An 18,086-nucleotide genomic window follows, 5' to 3' on the forward strand; every position below is an offset into this window, starting at 1 on the left:
TCCCCACCTCCAGGTGGGGCCTGGATTTGATTTCCCTCACAATATAACATAGCCGCCCCTCTTTTTCAACCGGAGCAAACTGTCCTGTTCCCTCTTGACTTTTTCGCTTTAAAGCAGTAAAATACACAACAATACAATTTCCAGTTGGAAAAACATCCGCCTCCCCTCCCCCGCTGTGCGGAACCGGGAGGCGCAAAGGAGTCAGCTGTCATGGTTATCACAGACTTTCTGGAGCGCAACGCCCGGCTGTACCGGGACGAGCCCGCCCTGGTGGAGATCAACCCCTCGGAGGAGCGGGACAAGGCCACCACCTGGCGGGAGTTCAGCCTCATCGAGCGCAACCGTCCCGACGAGCCCTACCGCCGGGAGATCACCTGGGGCCAGTTTGACAAGAAGGCCAACCGTTTTGCCAACCTGCTGCTCAGCCGGGGACTGAAGCGGGGCACCAAAGTGGGCATCCTGCTGATGAACTGCCTAGAGTGGCTGCCGGTGTATTTCGGCATCCTGAAGGCGGGCTGTCTGGCCGTCCCCATGAACTTCCGCTATTCCTCCGACGAGATCCGCTACTGCCTGGATCTGGCCGATGTGGAGGCGCTGGTGTTCGGCCCCGAGTTCATCGACCGGCTGGAGCCCATCCTTCCCGACCTGGGCCGGGTGCGCCAGTGGTTCTATGTGGGCAACCACACCCCCGCCTTCGCTGAGAGTTATCGGGAGCTTGTCATGTACTGCACCATTGAGCCCCCTCCGGTCCATCTGGAGCTGAGCGATCTGGCGGCCATCTACTTCTCCTCGGGTACCACCGGCTTCCCCAAGGCCATTCTACATAATCACAAGGCCCTGCTCTCCTCCTGCCTCACCGAGCAGCACCACCACGGCCAGACCCATGAGGACGTATTCCTGTGCATTCCGCCCCTGTACCACACCGGCGCCAAGATGCACTGGTTCGGCTCCCTGGCCAGCGGCGGCAAGGCGGTATTGCTGCGAGGGGTGTCCCCGGAGTGGATCCTCCGAACGGTCACCGAGGAAAAGTGTACCATCGTGTGGCTGCTGGTACCCTGGGCCCAGGACATCCTGGATGCCATCGACAGCGGCCGGGTCAATCTGGACGACTACCTGCTGGACCAGTGGCGGCTCATGCACATCGGCGCTCAGCCGGTACCGCCCAGCCTGATCCACCGGTGGAAGAAGTTCTTCCCCCACCACCAGTACGACACCAACTACGGTCTGTCCGAGTCCATCGGTCCCGGCTGCGTCCATCTGGGGGTGGAGAACATCCACAAGGTGGGCGCCATCGGCAAGCCGGGCTATCTGTGGGCCGCCAAGGTGGTGGACGAGCACGGTGTGGAGGTGCCCCAGGGCCAGGTGGGCGAGCTTATCGTCTGCGGCCCCGGCGTGATGCAGTGCTACTACAAGAACCCGGAGGCTACCGCTGAGGTCCTCAAGGGGGACTGGCTGTACACCGGCGACATGGCCGAGGTGGATGAGGACGGCTTTATCTATCTGGTGGACCGGAAGAAAGACGTGGTCATCTCCGGCGGCGAGAACCTGTACCCGGTGCAGATCGAGGACTTCCTGCGGAAGTTCGACAAGCTGAAGGACGTGGCGGTCATCGGCCTGCCCGATCCCCGGCTGGGCGAGATCGCCGCCGCCATTGTGGAGGTAAAGGAGGGTGTCTCCTGCACCGAGGAAGAGATCAACGCTTTCTGTCAGGAGCTGCCCCGGTACAAGCGGCCCCGGAAGATCATCTTCGACCATGTACCCCGCAACCCCACCGGCAAGATCGAAAAGCCGGTGCTGCGTGAGAAATACTGCCACGGCCGTCTGGTGGAGGCCCAGATCTCCAACTAATCCAGTCAGCCGGGCAGCAAGGAGTGTTCCCCTGTGACCGATATGCTCATCAAAGTATCCCTACTTGTCCTGTTTTTCGCCGTCATGGTGGGCATCGGGCTGTACTGCCGCCGCCACACCACCAACGTCAACGGCTTCGTGCTGGGGGGCCGGTCGGTGGGCCCCTGGCTCACCGCCTTTGCCTACGGCACCAGCTACTTCTCCGCTGTGGTCTTTGTGGGCTACGCCGGTCAGTTCGGCTGGCGTTTCGGCATCGCCGCCACCTGGGCAGGCTTGGGCAACGCCTTTCTGGGCTCCCTGCTGGCCTGGGTGGTGCTGGGCCGCCGCACCCGCATCATGACCCAGCACCTGGACAGCGCCACCATGCCCGAGTTCTTCGGCCGCCGCTTTGACAGCAACAGGCTGAAGATCACTGCCTCCGTCATTATCTTCATCTTCCTCATCCCCTACACCGCCAGCCTGTACAACGGCCTGTCCCGGCTCTTCGCCATGGCCTTCGACATCGACTACGCCGTGTGCGTGGTAGTAATGGCGGTGCTCACCGGGGTATATGTCATCGCCGGAGGCTATATGGCCACCGCCATCAACGACTTCATCCAGGGCATCATCATGATTTTCGGCATCATCGCCGTCATCGCCGCAGTGCTCAACACCCAGGGCGGTCTGACCGGAGCCCTGGACGCCCTGGCCCGGGTCAGCGACCCCGCCGTGTCCGATACCCCCGGCGTGTTTGCCTCCTTCTTCGGCCCCGACCTGCCCAGCCTCATAGGCGTGGTGGTACTCACCAGCCTGGGCACCTGGGGCCTGCCCCAGATGGTGCAGAAGTTCTACGCCATTAAAAGCGAGTCGGCCATCACCAAGGGCACTGTGATCTCCACCGCCTTCGCCCTGGTGGTGGCGGGAGGCTGCTACTTCCTGGGCGGCTTCGGGCGGCTCTTCTCCACCCCGGAGACGGTGGCCGCCGAAGGCTACGACTCCATCATCCCCTCCATGCTCTCCGGTCTGCCCTCCATCCTCATTGCGGTGGTGGTCATTCTGGTGCTCTCGGCCTCCATGTCCACCCTGTCCTCCCTGGTGCTGGCCTCCAGCTCCACCCTCATCCTGGACTTTATTAAGGACAACCTGATCAAGGACATGGATGAGAAGCGGCAGGTCCGCTGGATGCGGTCCCTGGTTGTGGTGTTCATCGCCATTTCCGTGGTACTGGCCATTGTACAGTACCGGTCCAACCTGACCTTCATTGCCCAGCTTATGGGGGTGTCCTGGGGCGCACTGGCCGGGGCCTTCCTGGCTCCCTTCCTCTACGGGCTGTACTGGAAGCGCACCACCAAGGCCGCCTGCGCCGTATGCTTCCTCTTCTCTACCGTGGTCATGCTGGCCAACATCTTCGCCGGGGCCTGGTTCCCTCCGGTACTCCAGTCCCCCATCAACTGCGGCGCCTTCTGTATGCTGGCAGGCCTGATCATCGTGCCGGTGGTCAGCCTGTTTACCCCCGCCCCCGGCTCCGGCCGGGTGAAGGAGATCTTCTCGTGCTATGAGCGCACCGTCACCGTGGCAGTCACCGACTCCATCGGTCCCAGGGACGATCTGGCAGAGGAAGGTCCTGTAAAAAAGATTTGACTTTACCGACAAAAAGTGATAAAGTAATACCGTTCAAATTTGCGAGAACGGAACCAGGTAGAGGCCGTTTCGCCGGAAAATCTTCGTCCTCTGCATCCGATGCAGAGGACGTTTTTTATTTTCCGATAGCCTCTGGAAAAGGAGAAATGCACCATGAAAACCCTGATGCTCGGCAACGAAGCCGTGGCCCGGGGCCTCTATGAGGCAGGCTGCGCCGTTGTCTCCAGCTACCCAGGCACCCCCAGCACCGAAATCACCGAGGCGGTAGCCAAGTTCCCCGAGGTGTACGCCGAATGGGCCCCCAACGAGAAGGTGGCCATGGAGACCGCCTTCGGCGCCTGTCTGGCGGGCAAGCGGTCCTTCTGCGGTATGAAGCACGTTGGCCTCAACGTGGCCGCCGATCCCCTGTTCACCATCGCCTATACCGGCGTCAACGCCGGTATGATTATCGCTGTGGCCGACGACGCCGGGATGCACTCCTCCCAGAATGAGCAGGACTCCCGCCACTACGCCCGCTCGGCCAAGCTGCCCATGCTGGAGCCCGCCGACTCCGCCGAGGCTCTGGCCTTCACCAAGGCGGCCTATGAGCTGTCCGAGCAGTTCGATACCCCGGTGCTCCTCAAGATGTGTACCCGTGTGTCCCACTCCCAGAGCGTGGTGGAGACCGGAGAGCGGGTAGAGCCTTCCGCCCGTCCCTACGAGAAGAACCCCGCCAAGTACATCATGATGCCCGGCTACGCCAAGCTGCGCCACCCAGTGGTGGAGCAGCGCACCCAGGCCCTGGCTGACTGGGCGGAGAGCTGCCCCTTCAACCGGGTCGAGGCAGGCGCCGACCACAGCATGGGCATCCTCACCTCCTCCACCAGTTACCAGTATGTAAAGGAAGTGGTGGGAGACAAGTACCCCGTTCTCAAGCTGGGCATGGTGTGGCCCCTGCCCTCCAAGCTGATCCGGGATTTCGCCGCCGGCGTGGACAAGCTGGTGGTGGTGGAGGAGCTGGACGGCTTCCTGGAGACCTGGTGCCGGGAGCTGGGCCTGGAGGTGGAGGGCAAGGCCTCCTTCTCCCTCATCGACGAGCTCAGCCAGAACAAGGTGGCCGCCAAGCTGACTGCCGCCCCCCAGCCGGGCAAGACCCTGGAGACTCCCATTCCCAACCGCCCCCCTGTCATGTGCGCCGGCTGCCCCCACCGCGGCCTGTTCTATACCCTCAACAAGATGAAGCTCACCGTGCTGGGCGATATCGGCTGCTATACCCTGGGCGCGGTACCCCCCTTGTCCGCCATCGACTCCACCATCTGTATGGGGGCCTCGGTGTCCGGCATCCACGGCTTCCTGAAGGCCTCCGGCGGCCAGATGGACGGCAAGACGGTGGCAGTCATCGGTGACTCCACCTTCATGCACTCGGGCATTACGGGCCTGGTCAACATCGCCTACAACGAGTCTAACGCCACTGTTATTATCCTGGACAACTCCATCACCGGCATGACCGGCCATCAGCAAAACCCCACCACCGGCTTCAACCTGAAGGGAGACCCCTGCACCAAGATCGACTTGGAGTCCCTGTGCAAGGCCGTGGGTATCCGCCGGGTGCGGGTGGTGGACCCCTACGACCTGAGCCAGTGCGAGCAGGTCATCAAGGAGGAGCTGGCCGCCCCCGAGGCATCGGTGGTTATCTCCCGCCGTCCCTGCGCCCTGCTGAAATACGTCAAGCACAAGGCGCCCCTGACGGTAGACACTGGCAAATGCGTGGGCTGCAAGGCCTGCATGAAGATCGGCTGCCCCGCCATTTCGGTGACGGACGGCAAGGCCGGGGTGGACGCCACCCTGTGCGTGGGCTGCGGCGTGTGCCAGCAGCTGTGTAAGTTTGACGCCCTCCAGACGGGTGAGGAGGTGTGAACATGGATACGAAAAATATTATGATCGTAGGCGTGGGCGGCCAGGGTTCCCTGCTGGCCAGCAAGCTGCTGGGCCGTCTGCTGCTGGACCAGGGCTATGACGTGAAGGTGTCCGAGGTCCACGGCATGAGCCAGCGGGGCGGCAGCGTGGTTACCTATGTCCGCTTCGGCGATAAGGTGTACTCCCCCATCATCGACCAGGGGGAGGCCGACTTCATCGTCTCCTTTGAGCTGCTGGAGGCCGCCCGCTACACCGCCTTCCTCAAGAGCGGCGGGCGCATCATCACCAACACCCAGCAGATCAACCCCATGCCTGTTATCACCGGCGCCGCCGCCTATCCCCAGGACCTGGTGGGCCAGATGAATAAGGCCGGAGTGCTGGTGGACGCCATGGACGCACTGGCTCTGGCCGAGGAGGCCGGTTCTCCCAAGGCAGTGAACCTGGTGCTCATGGGCCGTCTGTCCCGGTACTTTGACCTGCCGGAGGAGGCCTGGCAGCAGGCTCTGACCCGCAGCGTACCGGAGAAATTCCTGGAACTCAACCGCAAAGCCTTCCACCTGGGCAGAAATTCCTGAGCCGCGAGGAGAGAGAAGCATGGAGCGTTACTATCAGAAAGACATTGAGTGCGCCAGCCGGGAGCAAATCCGCGCCTGGCAGGATGAGCGTCTGGTCAAGCAGGTGCGCAACGTATGGGACAACGTCCCCTACTACCGCAAGAAGATGGAGGAGAAGGGCCTGACCCCCGAGGACATCAAGGGTGTGGACGATCTGCACAAGCTGCCCTTCGTCACCAAGGCCGACCTGCGGGAGGCCTATCCCTACGGCCTGGTGGCCCGTCCCCTGAAGGACTGTGTGCGCATCCAGTCCACTTCCGGCACCACCGGCAAGCGTGTGGTGGCCTTCTACACCCAGCACGACATCGACCTGTGGGAGGACTGCTGCGCCCGGGCCATCACGGCCGCCGGCGGCACCAACGAGGACGTGTGTCAGGTGAGCTACGGCTACGGCCTGTTCACCGGTGGCCCCGGCCTCAACGGCGGCTCCCACAAGGTGGGCTGCCTTACCATCCCCACCTCCTCGGGCAACACCGAGCGGCAGATCATGTTTATCCGGGACCTAAGCGCCACCATTCTGTGCTGCACTCCCTCCTATGCCGCCTATCTGGCCGAGACCATGAAGGAGATGGGCCTCACCCCCGACCAGATCCCCCTGAAGGCGGGCATCTTCGGCGCCGAGGCCTGGAGTCAGGAGATGCGCCAGAACATCGAGGAAACCCTGGGCATCAAGGCCTACGACATCTACGGCCTCACCGAGCTGTCGGGGCCCGGCGTGTCCTTCGAGTGCTCCGCCCAGACCGGAATGCACATCAACGAGGACCACTTCATCGCCGAGATCATCGATCCCGAGACCGGGGAGGTCCTTCCCGAGGGGTCCAAGGGCGAGCTGGTGTTCACCTCCATCACCAAGGAGGCCTTCCCCCTGCTGCGCTACCGCACCCGTGACATCTGCGTGCTCCACCATGAGGACTGCCCCTGCGGCCGCACCCACATCAAGATGAGCAAGCCCATGGGCCGCAGCGACGATATGCTCATCATCAAGGGCGTCAACGTGTTCCCGTCCCAGATCGAGACGGTGCTCATGGGCCAGAGCTTCGCCCCTAACTATCAGATCATTGTGGACCGGGTGAACAACACCGACACCATGGAGGTGCTGGTGGAGATGACCCCGGAGATGTTCTCCGACCAGCTGAGCCAGGTGGCCGAGAAGGAGAAGCAGGTGGTGGCTGCCCTCAAGGCCATGCTGGGCATCTACGCCAAGGTCCGTCTGGTGGCCCCCAAGTCCATCCAGCGCTCCGAGGGCAAGGCGGTCCGCGTCATCGACAAGCGGAAGATCTAAGAGAGGAGCAAGGTTATGACCATCCAACAGATTTCTGTCTTTCTGGAAAACCGGGCGGGGCAGCTGGCGGAGATCACCGCCATTCTGTCCGAACATCAGATCAATATGCGGGCCCTCCACATCGCCGAAACCAGCGATTACGGCGTGCTGCGCATGATCGTGGATCAGCCCCAGCAGGCCGCCTCCCTGCTACTGGAACACGGCTTCATCGTCTCCATGACCCCGGTTGTAGCAGTGTTGGTACCCGACGAGCCCGGCGGCCTGGGCCGTATTCTGTCCCTGCTGGCCAAGGAATCCATTGATGTGGAGTACGTCTACTCGGTCTTTGGCCAGGTGGACGGCCAGGCCTGCATGATCTTCCGTGTGGCCGACGCCGTGGGGCTGGCCAGCCTGCTCCAGGCCAACGCCATGCCCCCCGCCCGGGGCGAGGCGCTGGGCGTCCATTAACGAGAAAAGCGAGGTTGAACTGTTATGCAGCCGTTGAGTAAGAAAACCCAGTATTTCACCGACTCCGTCATTCGCCGGATGACCCGCATCGCCATTGCCAACAACGCCATCAATCTGGCCCAGGGCTTCCCTGACTTCGACCCGCCCAAGGCGCTGCTGGACCGGCTGGCTGAGGTGGCCCATGCCGGCCCCCACCAGTACCCCATCACCATGGGTGCCCCCAACTTCCGCCAGGCTCTGGCCAAGAAGTGCGGCCGCTTCATGGGCCGCACCCTGGACCCGGAGACCGAGATGGTAGTGACCATCGGCTCCACCGAGGCCATGGTGGATACCATTTTTGCCCTCACCAACCCGGGGGATAAGATTATCCTCTTCTCCCCCTATTTTGAGAACTACCACGCCCAGGCCCTCTTTGCCGACTGTGAGCCTATCTATGTGCCTCTGGTGCCCCCCGCCTTCGGCTTCGACGCCAACGTACTGGAGGACGCCTTCAAGCAGCACCCCAAGGCCATCCTCATCTGCAACCCCTCCAACCCCAGCGGCAAGGTGTTCACCGAGGAGGAGCTGAAGCTCATCGCGGACCTGTGCATCAAGTACGATGTGTACGCCATTATGGATGAAGTATACGAGCACATCGTCTACGCCCCCCACAAGCACACCTATATGAACTCCATCCCCGGTATGTGGGAACGCACCGTGTCCTGCTCCTCCCTGTCCAAGACCTACTCCATCACCGGCTGGCGGCTGGGCTACGCCATCGCCCCCAAGCACCTAATGGACAAGATCAAGCAGTACCACGACTTCAATGCCGTGGGTGCCCCCTCTCCCCTGATGGAGGCCGCCATCGCTGGTCTGGAGATGCCCGACAGCTACTATGAGGAGTTCGGGGCCCACTACGCCCACATGAAGGAGCTCTTCACCAAGGGTCTGGACAACATCGGCATCCCCTACACCGATCCCCAGGGCACCTACTTCGTGCTGGCCGACATCGGTCCCTACCTGAAAAAGGGCCAGACCGATGTGGAGTTCTGCGAGGAGCTGACTCAGAAGGTGGGCGTGGCCGCCGTACCCGGCACCTCCTTCTTCATGGAGGACGTGCCCAACATCGTCCGCCTCCACTTCGCCAAGAAGGATGAGACCCTGCTGGAGGCCCTGGACCGTCTGTCCCACATCAAGGAGAAAATGGCCTGAGCCGGGAGGAATCCATGCGCATCATCATCTCCCCCGCCAAGAAAATGCGGGTGGACACCGACAGCTTTGCCCCCGAGGGCCTGCCCGCCTTTCTGCCCGAGACCGGGCGGCTGTTGGCGGCGCTGAAGGCCATGGACGGCCCCGCCCTGCAAAAGCTGTGGAAGTGCAATGACTCCATCGCCGCCCTCAATTTGGAGCGGCTGGCCCATATGGACCTGGAGGGCCGCCTCACCCCCGCCCTGCTGTCCTATGAGGGCATCCAGTACCAGTACATGGCCCCCGGCGTCTTTGATCGGGCACAGCTGGACTATGTAAAGGAACACCTGCGCATCCTCTCCGGCTTCTACGGGCTGCTGCGTCCCTTCGACGGGGTAACTCCCTACCGGCTGGAGATGGCCGCCCCCCTGAAGGTGGACGGACACAAGGACCTGTATGCCTTCTGGGGGAACAAGCTGGCAGAGGCCCTGGCCGCTGAGACCGACCTGGTGGTCAATCTGGCCTCCAAGGAATACAGCAAAGCGGTCTCCCCTCATCTGCCCCCCTCTGTAACCTTCCTCACTTGTACCTTTGGCGAGGAGAAGGACGGCAAGGTGGTGGAAAAAGGCACCATGTGCAAGATGGCCCGGGGCGAGATGGTCCGCTGGATGGCGGAGCGTACGATCCATCAGGCAGAGGAGCTCCAGGCCTTCGATCAGCTGGACTATACCTTCTCCCCCGTCTATTCCAATCCCCAACACTACGTTTTCCTAAAGGAGGAACCCTGATATGCTGGAAGTGGGTACCGTCGCTCCCGACTTCACCCTCCCCGACAAGGAGGGTAACCCCGTCACCCTGTCTCAGTTTAGAGGCAAGCGGGTGGTGGTCTATTTCTACCCCCGGGACAACACCCCCGGCTGCACCCGGCAGGCCTGCGGCTACGCCGCCGCCTATGACGAATTCCAGGCCCTTGACACGGTAGTCATCGGCATAAGCAAGGACTCGGTGGCCTCTCACCAGAAATTTGCCCAGAAGCACGAGCTGCCCTTCATCCTGCTGTCCGACCCGGAGCTGACCGCCATTCAGGCCTACGGCGTATGGCAGGAAAAGAAGAACTACGGCAAGGTGTCCATGGGGGTGGTCCGCTCCACCTTCGTTATCAACGCCGACGGCGTCATCGAAAAGGTGATGCCCAAGGTGAAGCCGGACACCAACGCCGCCGATATTCTGGCCTATTTGCGTGGATAAAAAAGCGCCCTCCATTGGAGGGCGCTTTTTTAATCAGCAATTATGGCTCTTCCTTCTGTGGGCCGGCATCTCTGCCCCAGCTCCTGCATGGCTGAGTACCGGCAGCAGCACAACCGCTACCACGATCCCCGTCAATCCCTGCACCACATTGAAGGGTACGCCTGCCAGTACTGCGGCGGCAGCGGCAATCAGGCTGCTGCCTGCCAGGGCCATCATTCCCACTTCATAGAGGAAATAACCGGCGACCATCACCGCTTCTGCCGGAATGCCGCACAAAATCACACGCAACGGCGGGGCGATGTGTTCCCGGCTCAGGCAAAGGCGATACAGGCTCCCGCCCACCAGCGCCGTCAGCGCCTTGATGGCAAAGGTCCCCGGCGCCCATGCCGTAAAGCCGCCGAACAGGTCGGCCAGCATTGACCCGATTCCGGCCGCCGCCGCGCCCAGCCCCGGCCCCAACAGAATACCGCAGATCAGCACCATGCTGTCACCCAGATGGACGTACCCCAGGGTCGGGGTGGGGATCCGGATCACCATGGTAGCCGCGGTGGTCAGTGCTGCAAGCAGCGCCGCCATGACCATACGTCTGGTTTTTTGATTTACCATACCGGAACGCCTTCCTTCTGTTTTTCTTCTGTGCCTCCAGTATAGTTCTAATCTGATCTTTTTAAAAGTGTCAATTTTATTCTATTTTATAAGGTCAGTTTTACAAAACAGAAGCGCCCGCCGGCAATGCCGGCGGGCGCTGATTCCATAACTTATACCCGGGTCCAGGTGGTCCCTTCCTTACTGTCCTTGATCTCCACGCCCATCTCCTTGAGCTGATCCCGGATGGCGTCGGCGGTGGCCCAATCTTTGGCCTTCTTGGCCTCCAGCCGCTTGGCGATAAGGGCCTCGATCTCCTCGGCACCCTCCACCGGAGCGGACGCCTTCTCGTTCAGGGCGGCGGCCTTTTTCAGCAGGTCCAGACCCAGCACTTGGTCAAAGCTGTCGATGAGGGCCCGCTTGGTGGCGTCGTTGGTATTGGCCTTGAGCACGTCGTACAGAGCGGTGACGCCCAGGGAGGTGTTCATGTCGTTGCCCACCGCCTCGATGAACTGGCCCTTGTACTGATCGAAGGCAGCCTGATCCACTTCTCCCTCCTCTGACAGAGCGGCCACCCGGGCCACCAGCTTATCGTAGGCCACTTTGGCGTTGTCCAGGTTCTCCCAGGAGAACACCAGGCCCTTGCGGTAGTGGGACTGCAGGCAGAAGAAGCGGTAGACCAGAGGATCGTACCCCTTCTCCTCCAGCAGGGAAACGGTGAGGAACTCGCCCTTGGACTTGCTCATTTTGCCGTCGTTGGTGTTCAGGTGGTGGACGTGCATCCAGTATTTGCACCAGGGATGGCCCAGATAGGCCTCAGACTGGGCGATCTCGTTGGTGTGGTGGGGGAAGGCGTTGTCGATGCCGCCGCAGTGGATATCCAGATACTCGCCGGCATACTTCATGGAGATGCAGGAGCACTCGATGTGCCAGCCGGGATAGCCCACGCCCCAGGGGGAGTCCCACTTCAGGGCCTGATCCTCAAACTTGGACTTGGTGAACCACAGTACAAAGTCGTTCTTGTTGCGCTTGTTGGTATCCTCCTCCACGCCCTCACGGACGCCCACCGCCAGGTCCTCCTCGTCGTGGTCGTTGAATACATAGTATTTCTCCAGCTTGGAGGTGTCAAAATACACGTTGCCCCCCGCCACATAGGCGTAGCCGGTGTCCAGCAGCTTGGTGATAACCTTGATATAATCGTCGATCATGCCGGTGGCGGGCTGCACCACGTCGGGGTACTTGATGTTCAGCTTCTTGCAGTCGGCAAAGAAGGCGTCGGTGTAGAACTTGGCAATCTCCATGACGCTCTTGTGCTCCCGCTTGGCGCCCTTCACCATCTTGTCCTCGCCGGTGTCGGCGTCGGAGGCCAAATGGCCCACGTCGGTAATGTTCATAATCCGCTTCACATCATAGCCGTCGTAGCGGAGGAATTTCTCCAGCACGTCCTCCATCAGGTAGCTGCGCAGGTTGCCGATGTGGGCGAAGTGGTACACCGTGGGGCCGCAGGTGTACATGGTCACCTTGCCCGGCTCGTGGGGGACAAACTCTTCCTTTTTGTGGCTTGCGGAGTTATACAGTTTCATGGCAATTCGCTCCTTATTGATTTTGGCTTCTGGCCTGTTCATCCATCAGCTTTTCCAGCCACTCCAGCCGGGAACTGATGGCCTGCAATTCTTTCTGTACCGGGTCGGTAACGTGGATCTGGTCCACGGAGGAGGCGTAGTCCACCTTCTCCCCGGCAATACGCACCACCCGGGCGGGCACACCCACGGCGGTGGCGTTGGGCGGGATCTCGCTGAGCACCACCGCGTTGGCGGCAATGCGGGAGTTGTCTCCCACCTTAAAGGGGCCCAGCACCTTAGCGCCGGTGGACACCAGCACGTTGTTGCCCAGGGTGGGGTGGCGCTTGCCCTGGTCCTTGCCGGTACCGCCCAAGGTGACGCCGTGGTAGATGAGGCAGTCGTCGCCGATCTCGGCGGTCTCGCCGATAACGATGCCCATGCCGTGGTCAATAACGAACCGGCGGCCGATTTTGGCCCCGGGGTGGATCTCAATGCCGGTCCAGAACCGGCTCCACTGGCTGACAAACCGGGCCAGGAACTTCAGGTGGTGCCGGTAGAGGAAATGGGCCAGCCGGTGGTAGATGATGGCGTGTACGCCAGGATAGAGCAAAAAGATTTCCAGACGGCTCCGTGCCGCCGGGTCGCGGGCCTGATAGGCCCGCAGGGTCTCGCCAAGTCGGGTCAGAGAAAACACCTCCAAAGAAAAACGCCTCTTACGCATACGCATAAGAGGCGATAAAATCGCGGTTCCACTCTCATTTCTCACTCGAAGGCCGATGACGGGGCCAGCCGGGGGGCATCCACATCCCCCGCGCTCCCGGACGCACATTCTCCAGTTACTCCCTGGGACCGCTCTCAGCCGGTGACGTTCCCTCTCTGGCGGGTACTCGCTGGATACTATTTCCGTTCCTCGCGCTATTTGGTTACCATAGTATACTACCACGTTTTCTATTTGGTGTCAAGTCAACGAACACCTGGGTCATACTTGGCGCAGAAGGATGCCACGTCGTCAAAGTCCCGCAGCCGCTCCCGCAGCTCTTCATGGCTCCAGTCCCACCACTGGATGCGCAGGAGGGCGGCGATGGTATCCTCATCGTACCGCCAGCCGATGTGTCGGGCGGGCACGCCCCCCACGATCTCATAGGGGGCCACATCGTGGGTAACCACGGCCCCTGCCCCCACCACCGCGCCATGGCCCAGGGTGACCCCCGCCATGATGACGGCGTTGTGGCCGATCCACACGTCGTTGCCCGTGGTAACATGGTGGTTATCCCGCCGCCATTGGAGCAGAGCCTGATCATCCGGCCCGAAGCCGTAGTGGGCGCAGCGGTAGGTGAAATGGTGGGCTGCCGCCCGGGTCTTGGCCGGGTGCTGTACCGGGTTGATGCGTACCCCTGTGGCAATGGAGTTGAACTTACCGATATGGGAGTAGATCACATCGTTGGACCCGAAGAGGTAGGTGTAGTCCCCCACATGGGTCTCCTCCACGATACAGTGGTCCCCCAGCTCCACATAGCGGCCAAAAGTGCAGTTTTTCACCACACAGGTGGGATGGATGAGGGGCCGGTCCTCCTCCAAAGTTCTGGTAAAGTCCAGCATTATACTTTACTCCAGTCGATAACGTCCTTATTTTTTACAAAATACTCGATACCGGAATAGATGGTGGTAGCCAAAATAATGGCCACGCATACCACATCCAGGGTCAGGTTGTGGAACACCAGCATAATGCAGATGCACACCATGGTGGAGGCGGTCTTGATCTTGCCCGACCAGGCAGCGGCAATGACCCTTCCCCGCTCCACGGCGATCAGCCGCAGGCCGGTAACGGCAAACTCCCGCACCACCACAATGAGCAGCGCCCAAGCGGGGAAACGGTTCATCTCCACGAACCACAGCAGGGCGGCCATGACCAGCATCTTGTCCGCCAGAGGGTCCATGAACTTGCCGAAATCGGTAATCATGTTGTAGTGACGGGCAATATAGCCGTCCACAAAATCAGTGACGCTGGCCAGGATAAACACAGCCAGAGCATAGTACATATGGAAGGGGAACTGGAGGTAGAGCACCACCAGAAAGACGGGGATGAGCAGTACCCGAAGCAAAGTCAGCTTATTGGCGGTATTCAAAACACGTCACTCCTCTATTTCCCCGGTCAGGTCACCATCGCTGGTACCGGTAATACGCACGTTGACAAAGGTCCCCGCAGGCACCAGACCAGCGGCGGTAAAGAACACCTTGCCGTCCACGTCGGGGGAATCGGCATAGGAGCGGCCAGCGTAGCAGCCCATCTCCTGATCAAAGCCCTCGCACAGCACCTCCAGGGTCTCCCCCAGGCGACTCTCGTTCCAGGCGTCCATCACCCGGCTCTGGAGCTCCACCAGCAGCTCCACACGCCGCTTTGCGGTATCCGGGTCCACCTGATCAGGCATGACGGCGGCGGGGGTCCCCTCCTCAGGAGAGAACTGGAAGATACCCGCCCGCTCAATACCGCTCTCCCGCAGGAAGTCACACAGCTCCTCAAACTCCTCCTCCGTCTCGCCGGGCAGGCCGCAGATGAGGGAGGTACGCAGCACCAGACCGGGCAACCGCTCCCGCAGCTTCTTCAGCAGGGCGATGATCTCCGCCTTGGTGGAGCGCCGGTTCATGGCCTTGAGGATACGGTCATTGATATGCTGGAGGGGGATATCAATATACTTGAGAATCTTATGCTCCCGGGCAATGACGTCGATGAGGGCGTCATCCAGCTCATCGGGGTACAGATAGTGGAGCCGCACCCAGTGGAAGGGCAGCTTGCACAGCTCGGTCAGCAGTTCCGGCAGCATCCGCTTATGGTACAGATCGGTGCCGTATCGGGTGATGTCCTGAGCGATGACGATAAGCTCCTGCACTCCGTCATCGGCCAGCTTCTTGGCCTCAGCCAGCAGTGACTCCATGGTGCGGCTGCGGTACCGGCCCCGGAGGGAGGGAATCACGCAGTAGGCACACCGGTTGTCGCACCCCTCGGCAATCTTCAGGAACGCGGTATAGGGGGGCGTGGAGACGATGCGCGCACCGTCCTCGATGGTATGGTCGATATCCCCGAAGTAGGTGGGGGTATCCCCTTCCATGACAGACTCGATAGCGGGCACGATGTCGGTATAACTGCCGGTACCCAGAATGCCGTCGATCTCGGGCAGTTCCTCCAGGATCTCATCCCGGTAGCGCTGGGTCAGACAGCCCGCCACCAGCAGCTTGCCCAGCTTACCCTGGTCCTTCAGGGCAGCCAGCTCCAAAATATTCTGGATGGCCTCGCTCTTGGCGGAATCGATAAAGCCGCAGGTATTGAGCACCGCCACATCGGCCCCCTCGGGGTCGCCGGTAACGGTATGGCCGGCAGCCTTCACCAGGGCCATCATCTGCTCGGTATTCACCAAATTCTTGGCACAGCCAAGGGATACAAATGCAATCTTCAAGAGACTGCCTCCTTATACGATGGTATATCTGCCCTCCCGGCGGGGAGGCATTTGGGGCTGCTGATCAGGATAGCCCAGGGTAATGGCCGCCACGTATTCTCCCTTGTCAGGAGCAAACCGCTCCTGAAAGGCGGGGCCGAAGCCCATCCGCTGGGGCGCGGACAGCCAGCAGGAGCCGATCCCCTTGTCCCAGGCAGCCAGCAGTACATTTTCAATGGCGGCGGACACGCTCTGCATGGCGCCGTCCCGGTCTGGATAGTCAGGTTTCAGGAAGAACACCAGTACACATACCGGCGCCCCTCCCAGAGTGGACAGGAACTTGTTGGTGATACCCACCTGCTCCGGGTTGCGGGCAAAGCGCTGCTCCAGCACCGGGGTGAACTTCTCCACTACCCCGCCCATGATGGTCTTGACCTCCTCCAGAGCTTCGGGGCTCTGAACGGCTACAAAGTACCAATGCTGCAGGTTGATAGCGGACGGGGCAGCCAAACCGGCCTCCAGGATGTCCTTCAAATCGGCCTCCGGAATGGGGTCGGCCTTATAGCGGCGGATGCTGCGGCGGGTCATCAGGGCTTCGCGGGTATCCATCAGAATTCCTCCTCCAGTGCCCCGCCGTACCGGCGCAGGCCCTCTTTGATATCCTCCCACCGGAACCCCCGGCGGGCCAGGGCGTTGGCCGCCCGTTGATAACTTTTGGGGTCGGCGAGATCCGCCCCACGGAGTTTTTTCTGCAAAAAAGCGTCAATAGCGTCGTCAGGAGCCTCCAGATCCTCCAGGGCTTCGTCCCAATAGTCCCGGGGCACACCTCGGCGATAGAGTTCGTCCCGGATGCGGGCCGGGCCCCAGCCCTTGGCAGCATAGTGGTCGGCCACCGTACGGGCATAGGCCTCGTCGTTCAGGTAGCCCAGTTCCTCCAGCCGGTCGGCCGCCGCTTCAGCGGTCTCCCGGTCAGCCAGCGGTTCCTTCTCACGGTTCCGGGGCCGGGCAGTCAGCTTGTCCACCAGTTCCTTCCGGGACAGGGGTCGGGCAGCCAGCAGGTCCAGAGCCTTGTCCCGCACAGCGGCGGCTTTGGCAGCCCGTTCCACCTGCTCTAACTGCTCCTGGCTCAGCTCCAGGCCTGAGCACAGCCCAAAGGCGACGATCTCATTTTCTGTGATGCGGAGGATGGTCCCATCCTCCAGGTGGCACAGCCAGCGGCCTTGAATGCGCTCCGAGGGGGCCAGCTTACTGATCCGCATCCTCGAAGTCCTCGGCGGATACATCCACCGCCCGGCCAGCAGCACGGGCAGCGGCCCGGGCCTGGCTGCTCATCAGCTTGTAGGAGTTCTTCCGAATGTCGGCCTCCAGCCGATCGCATACCTCCGGGTTGTCCTTCAGGTACTGCTTGGCAGCATCCCGGCCCTGACCCAGACGGGTCTCACCCATGGCAAACCAGGAACCCGACTTCTGAACCAGGTCCAGCTTGGTGGCCAGATCCAGGATCTCGCCCACCTTGGAGATGCCCTCGCCGTACATGATGTCAAACTCCGCCTCCTTGAAGGGAGGAGAAACCTTGTTCTTGACCACCTTGACCCGGGTACGGTTACCAATGATCTCAGAGCCATTCTTCAAAGACTCCACCCGGCGCACATCCATACGGACGGAGGCATAGAACTTCAGAGCCCGGCCGCCGGTGGTGACCTCCGGGTTGCCGTACATAACGCCCACCTTTTCGCGCAGCTGGTTGATAAAGATGACCACGCAGTTGGTCTTGGCAATGGAGCCAGCCAGCTTCCGCAGAGCCTGGCTCATGAGGCGGGCCAGCAGACCCACATGGGAGTCGCCCATGTCGCCCTCGATCTCGGCACGGGGGGTCAGGGCAGCCACCGAGTCCACCACCACCACGTCGATGGCGCCGGAGCGGACCAGGGCTTCACAGATTTCCAGGCCCTGCTCGCCGGTGTCGGGCTGGGAGATAAGCATGGAGTCGATGTCCACGCCCAGAGCCCGGGCATAGTAGGGATCCAGGGCGTGCTCGGCGTCGATAAAGGCCACCTCGCCACCCCGCTTCTGGGCCTCGGCCACAATGTGGAGGGCCAGGGTGGTTTTACCGGAGGACTCGGGGCCATAGATCTCAATGATACGTCCCTTGGGGACGCCGCCGATGCCCAGGGCCAGGTCCAGGGACAGAGAGCCGGTAGGGATGGCCTCCACCACAATGTCGGCGTTGTCGCCCAAGCGCATGATGGAGCCCTTGCCGTAGGCCTTCTCGATCTGGGCCATGGCGGTCTCCAGCGCCTTTTTCTTGTCAGAGGCGGGAGCGGCGCTCTCCACCACAGATTTCTTCTTGTCTGCCATGTATCCTTTTCATCCTTTCACGGCGGGC

At 61.4% G+C, this 18,086-nt stretch carries 18 protein-coding genes; 9 read left to right on the plus strand and 9 right to left on the minus strand.

Annotation, left to right across the window (positions count from 1 at the left end; genetic code table 11):
* Window positions 1-210 precede the first annotated feature (210 nt).
* From IHN22_RS02715 to bcp, 9 genes are all read left to right on the plus strand, one after another.
* Entirely contained in the window at window positions 211-1,848 is a 1,638-nt protein-coding gene (locus tag IHN22_RS02715) for a class I adenylate-forming enzyme family protein (RefSeq protein ID WP_191433332.1), read from the plus strand.
* Window positions 1,849-1,890: 42 nt separating this feature from the next.
* The gene (locus IHN22_RS02720) at window positions 1,891-3,468 is read left to right on the plus strand and encodes a sodium:solute symporter family protein (protein WP_191433347.1); all 1,578 of its coding nucleotides are present in this window, start codon (window positions 1,891-1,893) and stop codon (window positions 3,466-3,468) included.
* 153 nt (window positions 3,469-3,621) lie between these two features.
* On the plus strand, window positions 3,622-5,364 hold the full coding sequence (gene iorA / locus IHN22_RS02725) for an indolepyruvate ferredoxin oxidoreductase subunit alpha (RefSeq protein WP_191433333.1): 1,743 nt from the start codon (window positions 3,622-3,624) through the stop codon (window positions 5,362-5,364).
* Window positions 5,365-5,366: 2 nt separating this feature from the next.
* On the plus strand, window positions 5,367-5,939 hold the full coding sequence (locus IHN22_RS02730; RefSeq protein WP_191433334.1) for an indolepyruvate oxidoreductase subunit beta: 573 nt from the start codon (window positions 5,367-5,369) through the stop codon (window positions 5,937-5,939).
* 19 nt (window positions 5,940-5,958) lie between these two features.
* A complete protein-coding gene (locus tag IHN22_RS02735; RefSeq protein ID WP_191433335.1) occupies window positions 5,959-7,260 on the plus strand; it encodes a phenylacetate--CoA ligase family protein in 1,302 nt (433 codons plus the stop codon).
* 15 nt (window positions 7,261-7,275) lie between these two features.
* Window positions 7,276-7,707 carry an ACT domain-containing protein gene (locus IHN22_RS02740; RefSeq protein ID WP_087187148.1) on the plus strand — a complete coding sequence of 144 codons (432 nt, stop codon included), beginning with the start codon at window positions 7,276-7,278 and terminating at the stop codon, window positions 7,705-7,707.
* Between the two features lie 24 nt (window positions 7,708-7,731).
* Window positions 7,732-8,898 carry a pyridoxal phosphate-dependent aminotransferase gene (locus IHN22_RS02745; protein WP_191433336.1) on the plus strand — a complete coding sequence of 389 codons (1,167 nt, stop codon included), beginning with the start codon at window positions 7,732-7,734 and terminating at the stop codon, window positions 8,896-8,898.
* 14 nt (window positions 8,899-8,912) lie between these two features.
* Window positions 8,913-9,662, plus strand: a complete 750-nt coding sequence (gene yaaA, locus IHN22_RS02750; protein ID WP_191433337.1) for a peroxide stress protein YaaA — start codon at window positions 8,913-8,915, stop codon at window positions 9,660-9,662.
* Between the two features lies 1 nt (window position 9,663).
* On the plus strand, window positions 9,664-10,122 hold the full coding sequence (bcp, locus tag IHN22_RS02755; protein WP_087388909.1) for a thioredoxin-dependent thiol peroxidase: 459 nt from the start codon (window positions 9,664-9,666) through the stop codon (window positions 10,120-10,122).
* 33 nt (window positions 10,123-10,155) lie between these two features.
* On the opposite strand, the gene IHN22_RS02760 is transcribed toward bcp, so the two are convergent.
* From IHN22_RS02760 to recA, 9 genes are all read right to left on the minus strand, one after another.
* Window positions 10,156-10,728 (minus strand): ECF transporter S component, encoded by a 573-nt coding sequence (locus tag IHN22_RS02760; protein WP_191433338.1) that lies wholly within the window; start codon window positions 10,726-10,728, stop codon window positions 10,156-10,158.
* Window positions 10,729-10,880: 152 nt separating this feature from the next.
* The gene (gene cysS / locus IHN22_RS02765) at window positions 10,881-12,290 is read right to left on the minus strand and encodes a cysteine--tRNA ligase (RefSeq protein ID WP_191433339.1); all 1,410 of its coding nucleotides are present in this window, start codon (window positions 12,288-12,290) and stop codon (window positions 10,881-10,883) included.
* A gap of 13 nt (window positions 12,291-12,303) precedes the next feature.
* Window positions 12,304-12,990 (minus strand): serine O-acetyltransferase EpsC, encoded by a 687-nt coding sequence (epsC, locus tag IHN22_RS02770; RefSeq protein ID WP_191433340.1) that lies wholly within the window; start codon window positions 12,988-12,990, stop codon window positions 12,304-12,306.
* A 242-nt stretch (window positions 12,991-13,232) separates the two neighbouring features.
* Window positions 13,233-13,868 carry a DapH/DapD/GlmU-related protein gene (locus IHN22_RS02775; protein ID WP_087187351.1) on the minus strand — a complete coding sequence of 212 codons (636 nt, stop codon included), beginning with the start codon at window positions 13,866-13,868 and terminating at the stop codon, window positions 13,233-13,235.
* Complete coding sequence (gene pgsA, locus IHN22_RS02780; RefSeq protein ID WP_087266262.1) at window positions 13,868-14,395, minus strand: CDP-diacylglycerol--glycerol-3-phosphate 3-phosphatidyltransferase; 528 nt, start codon at window positions 14,393-14,395, stop codon at window positions 13,868-13,870. The genes IHN22_RS02775 and pgsA overlap by 1 nt, the downstream gene beginning before the upstream one ends.
* Before the next feature lie 6 nt (window positions 14,396-14,401).
* A complete protein-coding gene (gene rimO, locus IHN22_RS02785; protein WP_191433341.1) occupies window positions 14,402-15,721 on the minus strand; it encodes a 30S ribosomal protein S12 methylthiotransferase RimO in 1,320 nt (439 codons plus the stop codon).
* Between the two features lie 12 nt (window positions 15,722-15,733).
* A complete protein-coding gene (locus IHN22_RS02790; protein ID WP_191433342.1) occupies window positions 15,734-16,309 on the minus strand; it encodes a nitroreductase family protein in 576 nt (191 codons plus the stop codon).
* Window positions 16,309-16,959, minus strand: coding sequence for a regulatory protein RecX (locus tag IHN22_RS02795; protein ID WP_087388905.1), 651 nt, complete (start codon window positions 16,957-16,959; stop codon window positions 16,309-16,311). The genes IHN22_RS02790 and IHN22_RS02795 overlap by 1 nt, the downstream gene beginning before the upstream one ends.
* A complete protein-coding gene (recA, locus tag IHN22_RS02800) occupies window positions 16,946-18,058 on the minus strand; it encodes a recombinase RecA (protein ID WP_087187356.1) in 1,113 nt (370 codons plus the stop codon). Before recA ends, IHN22_RS02795 begins: the two co-directional genes overlap by 14 nt.
* Window positions 18,059-18,086 lie beyond the last annotated feature (28 nt).

This window comes from Flavonifractor sp. An112 (assembly GCF_904377885.1).
Classification (GTDB): Bacteria; Bacillota; Clostridia; order Oscillospirales; family Oscillospiraceae; genus Flavonifractor; species Flavonifractor avicola.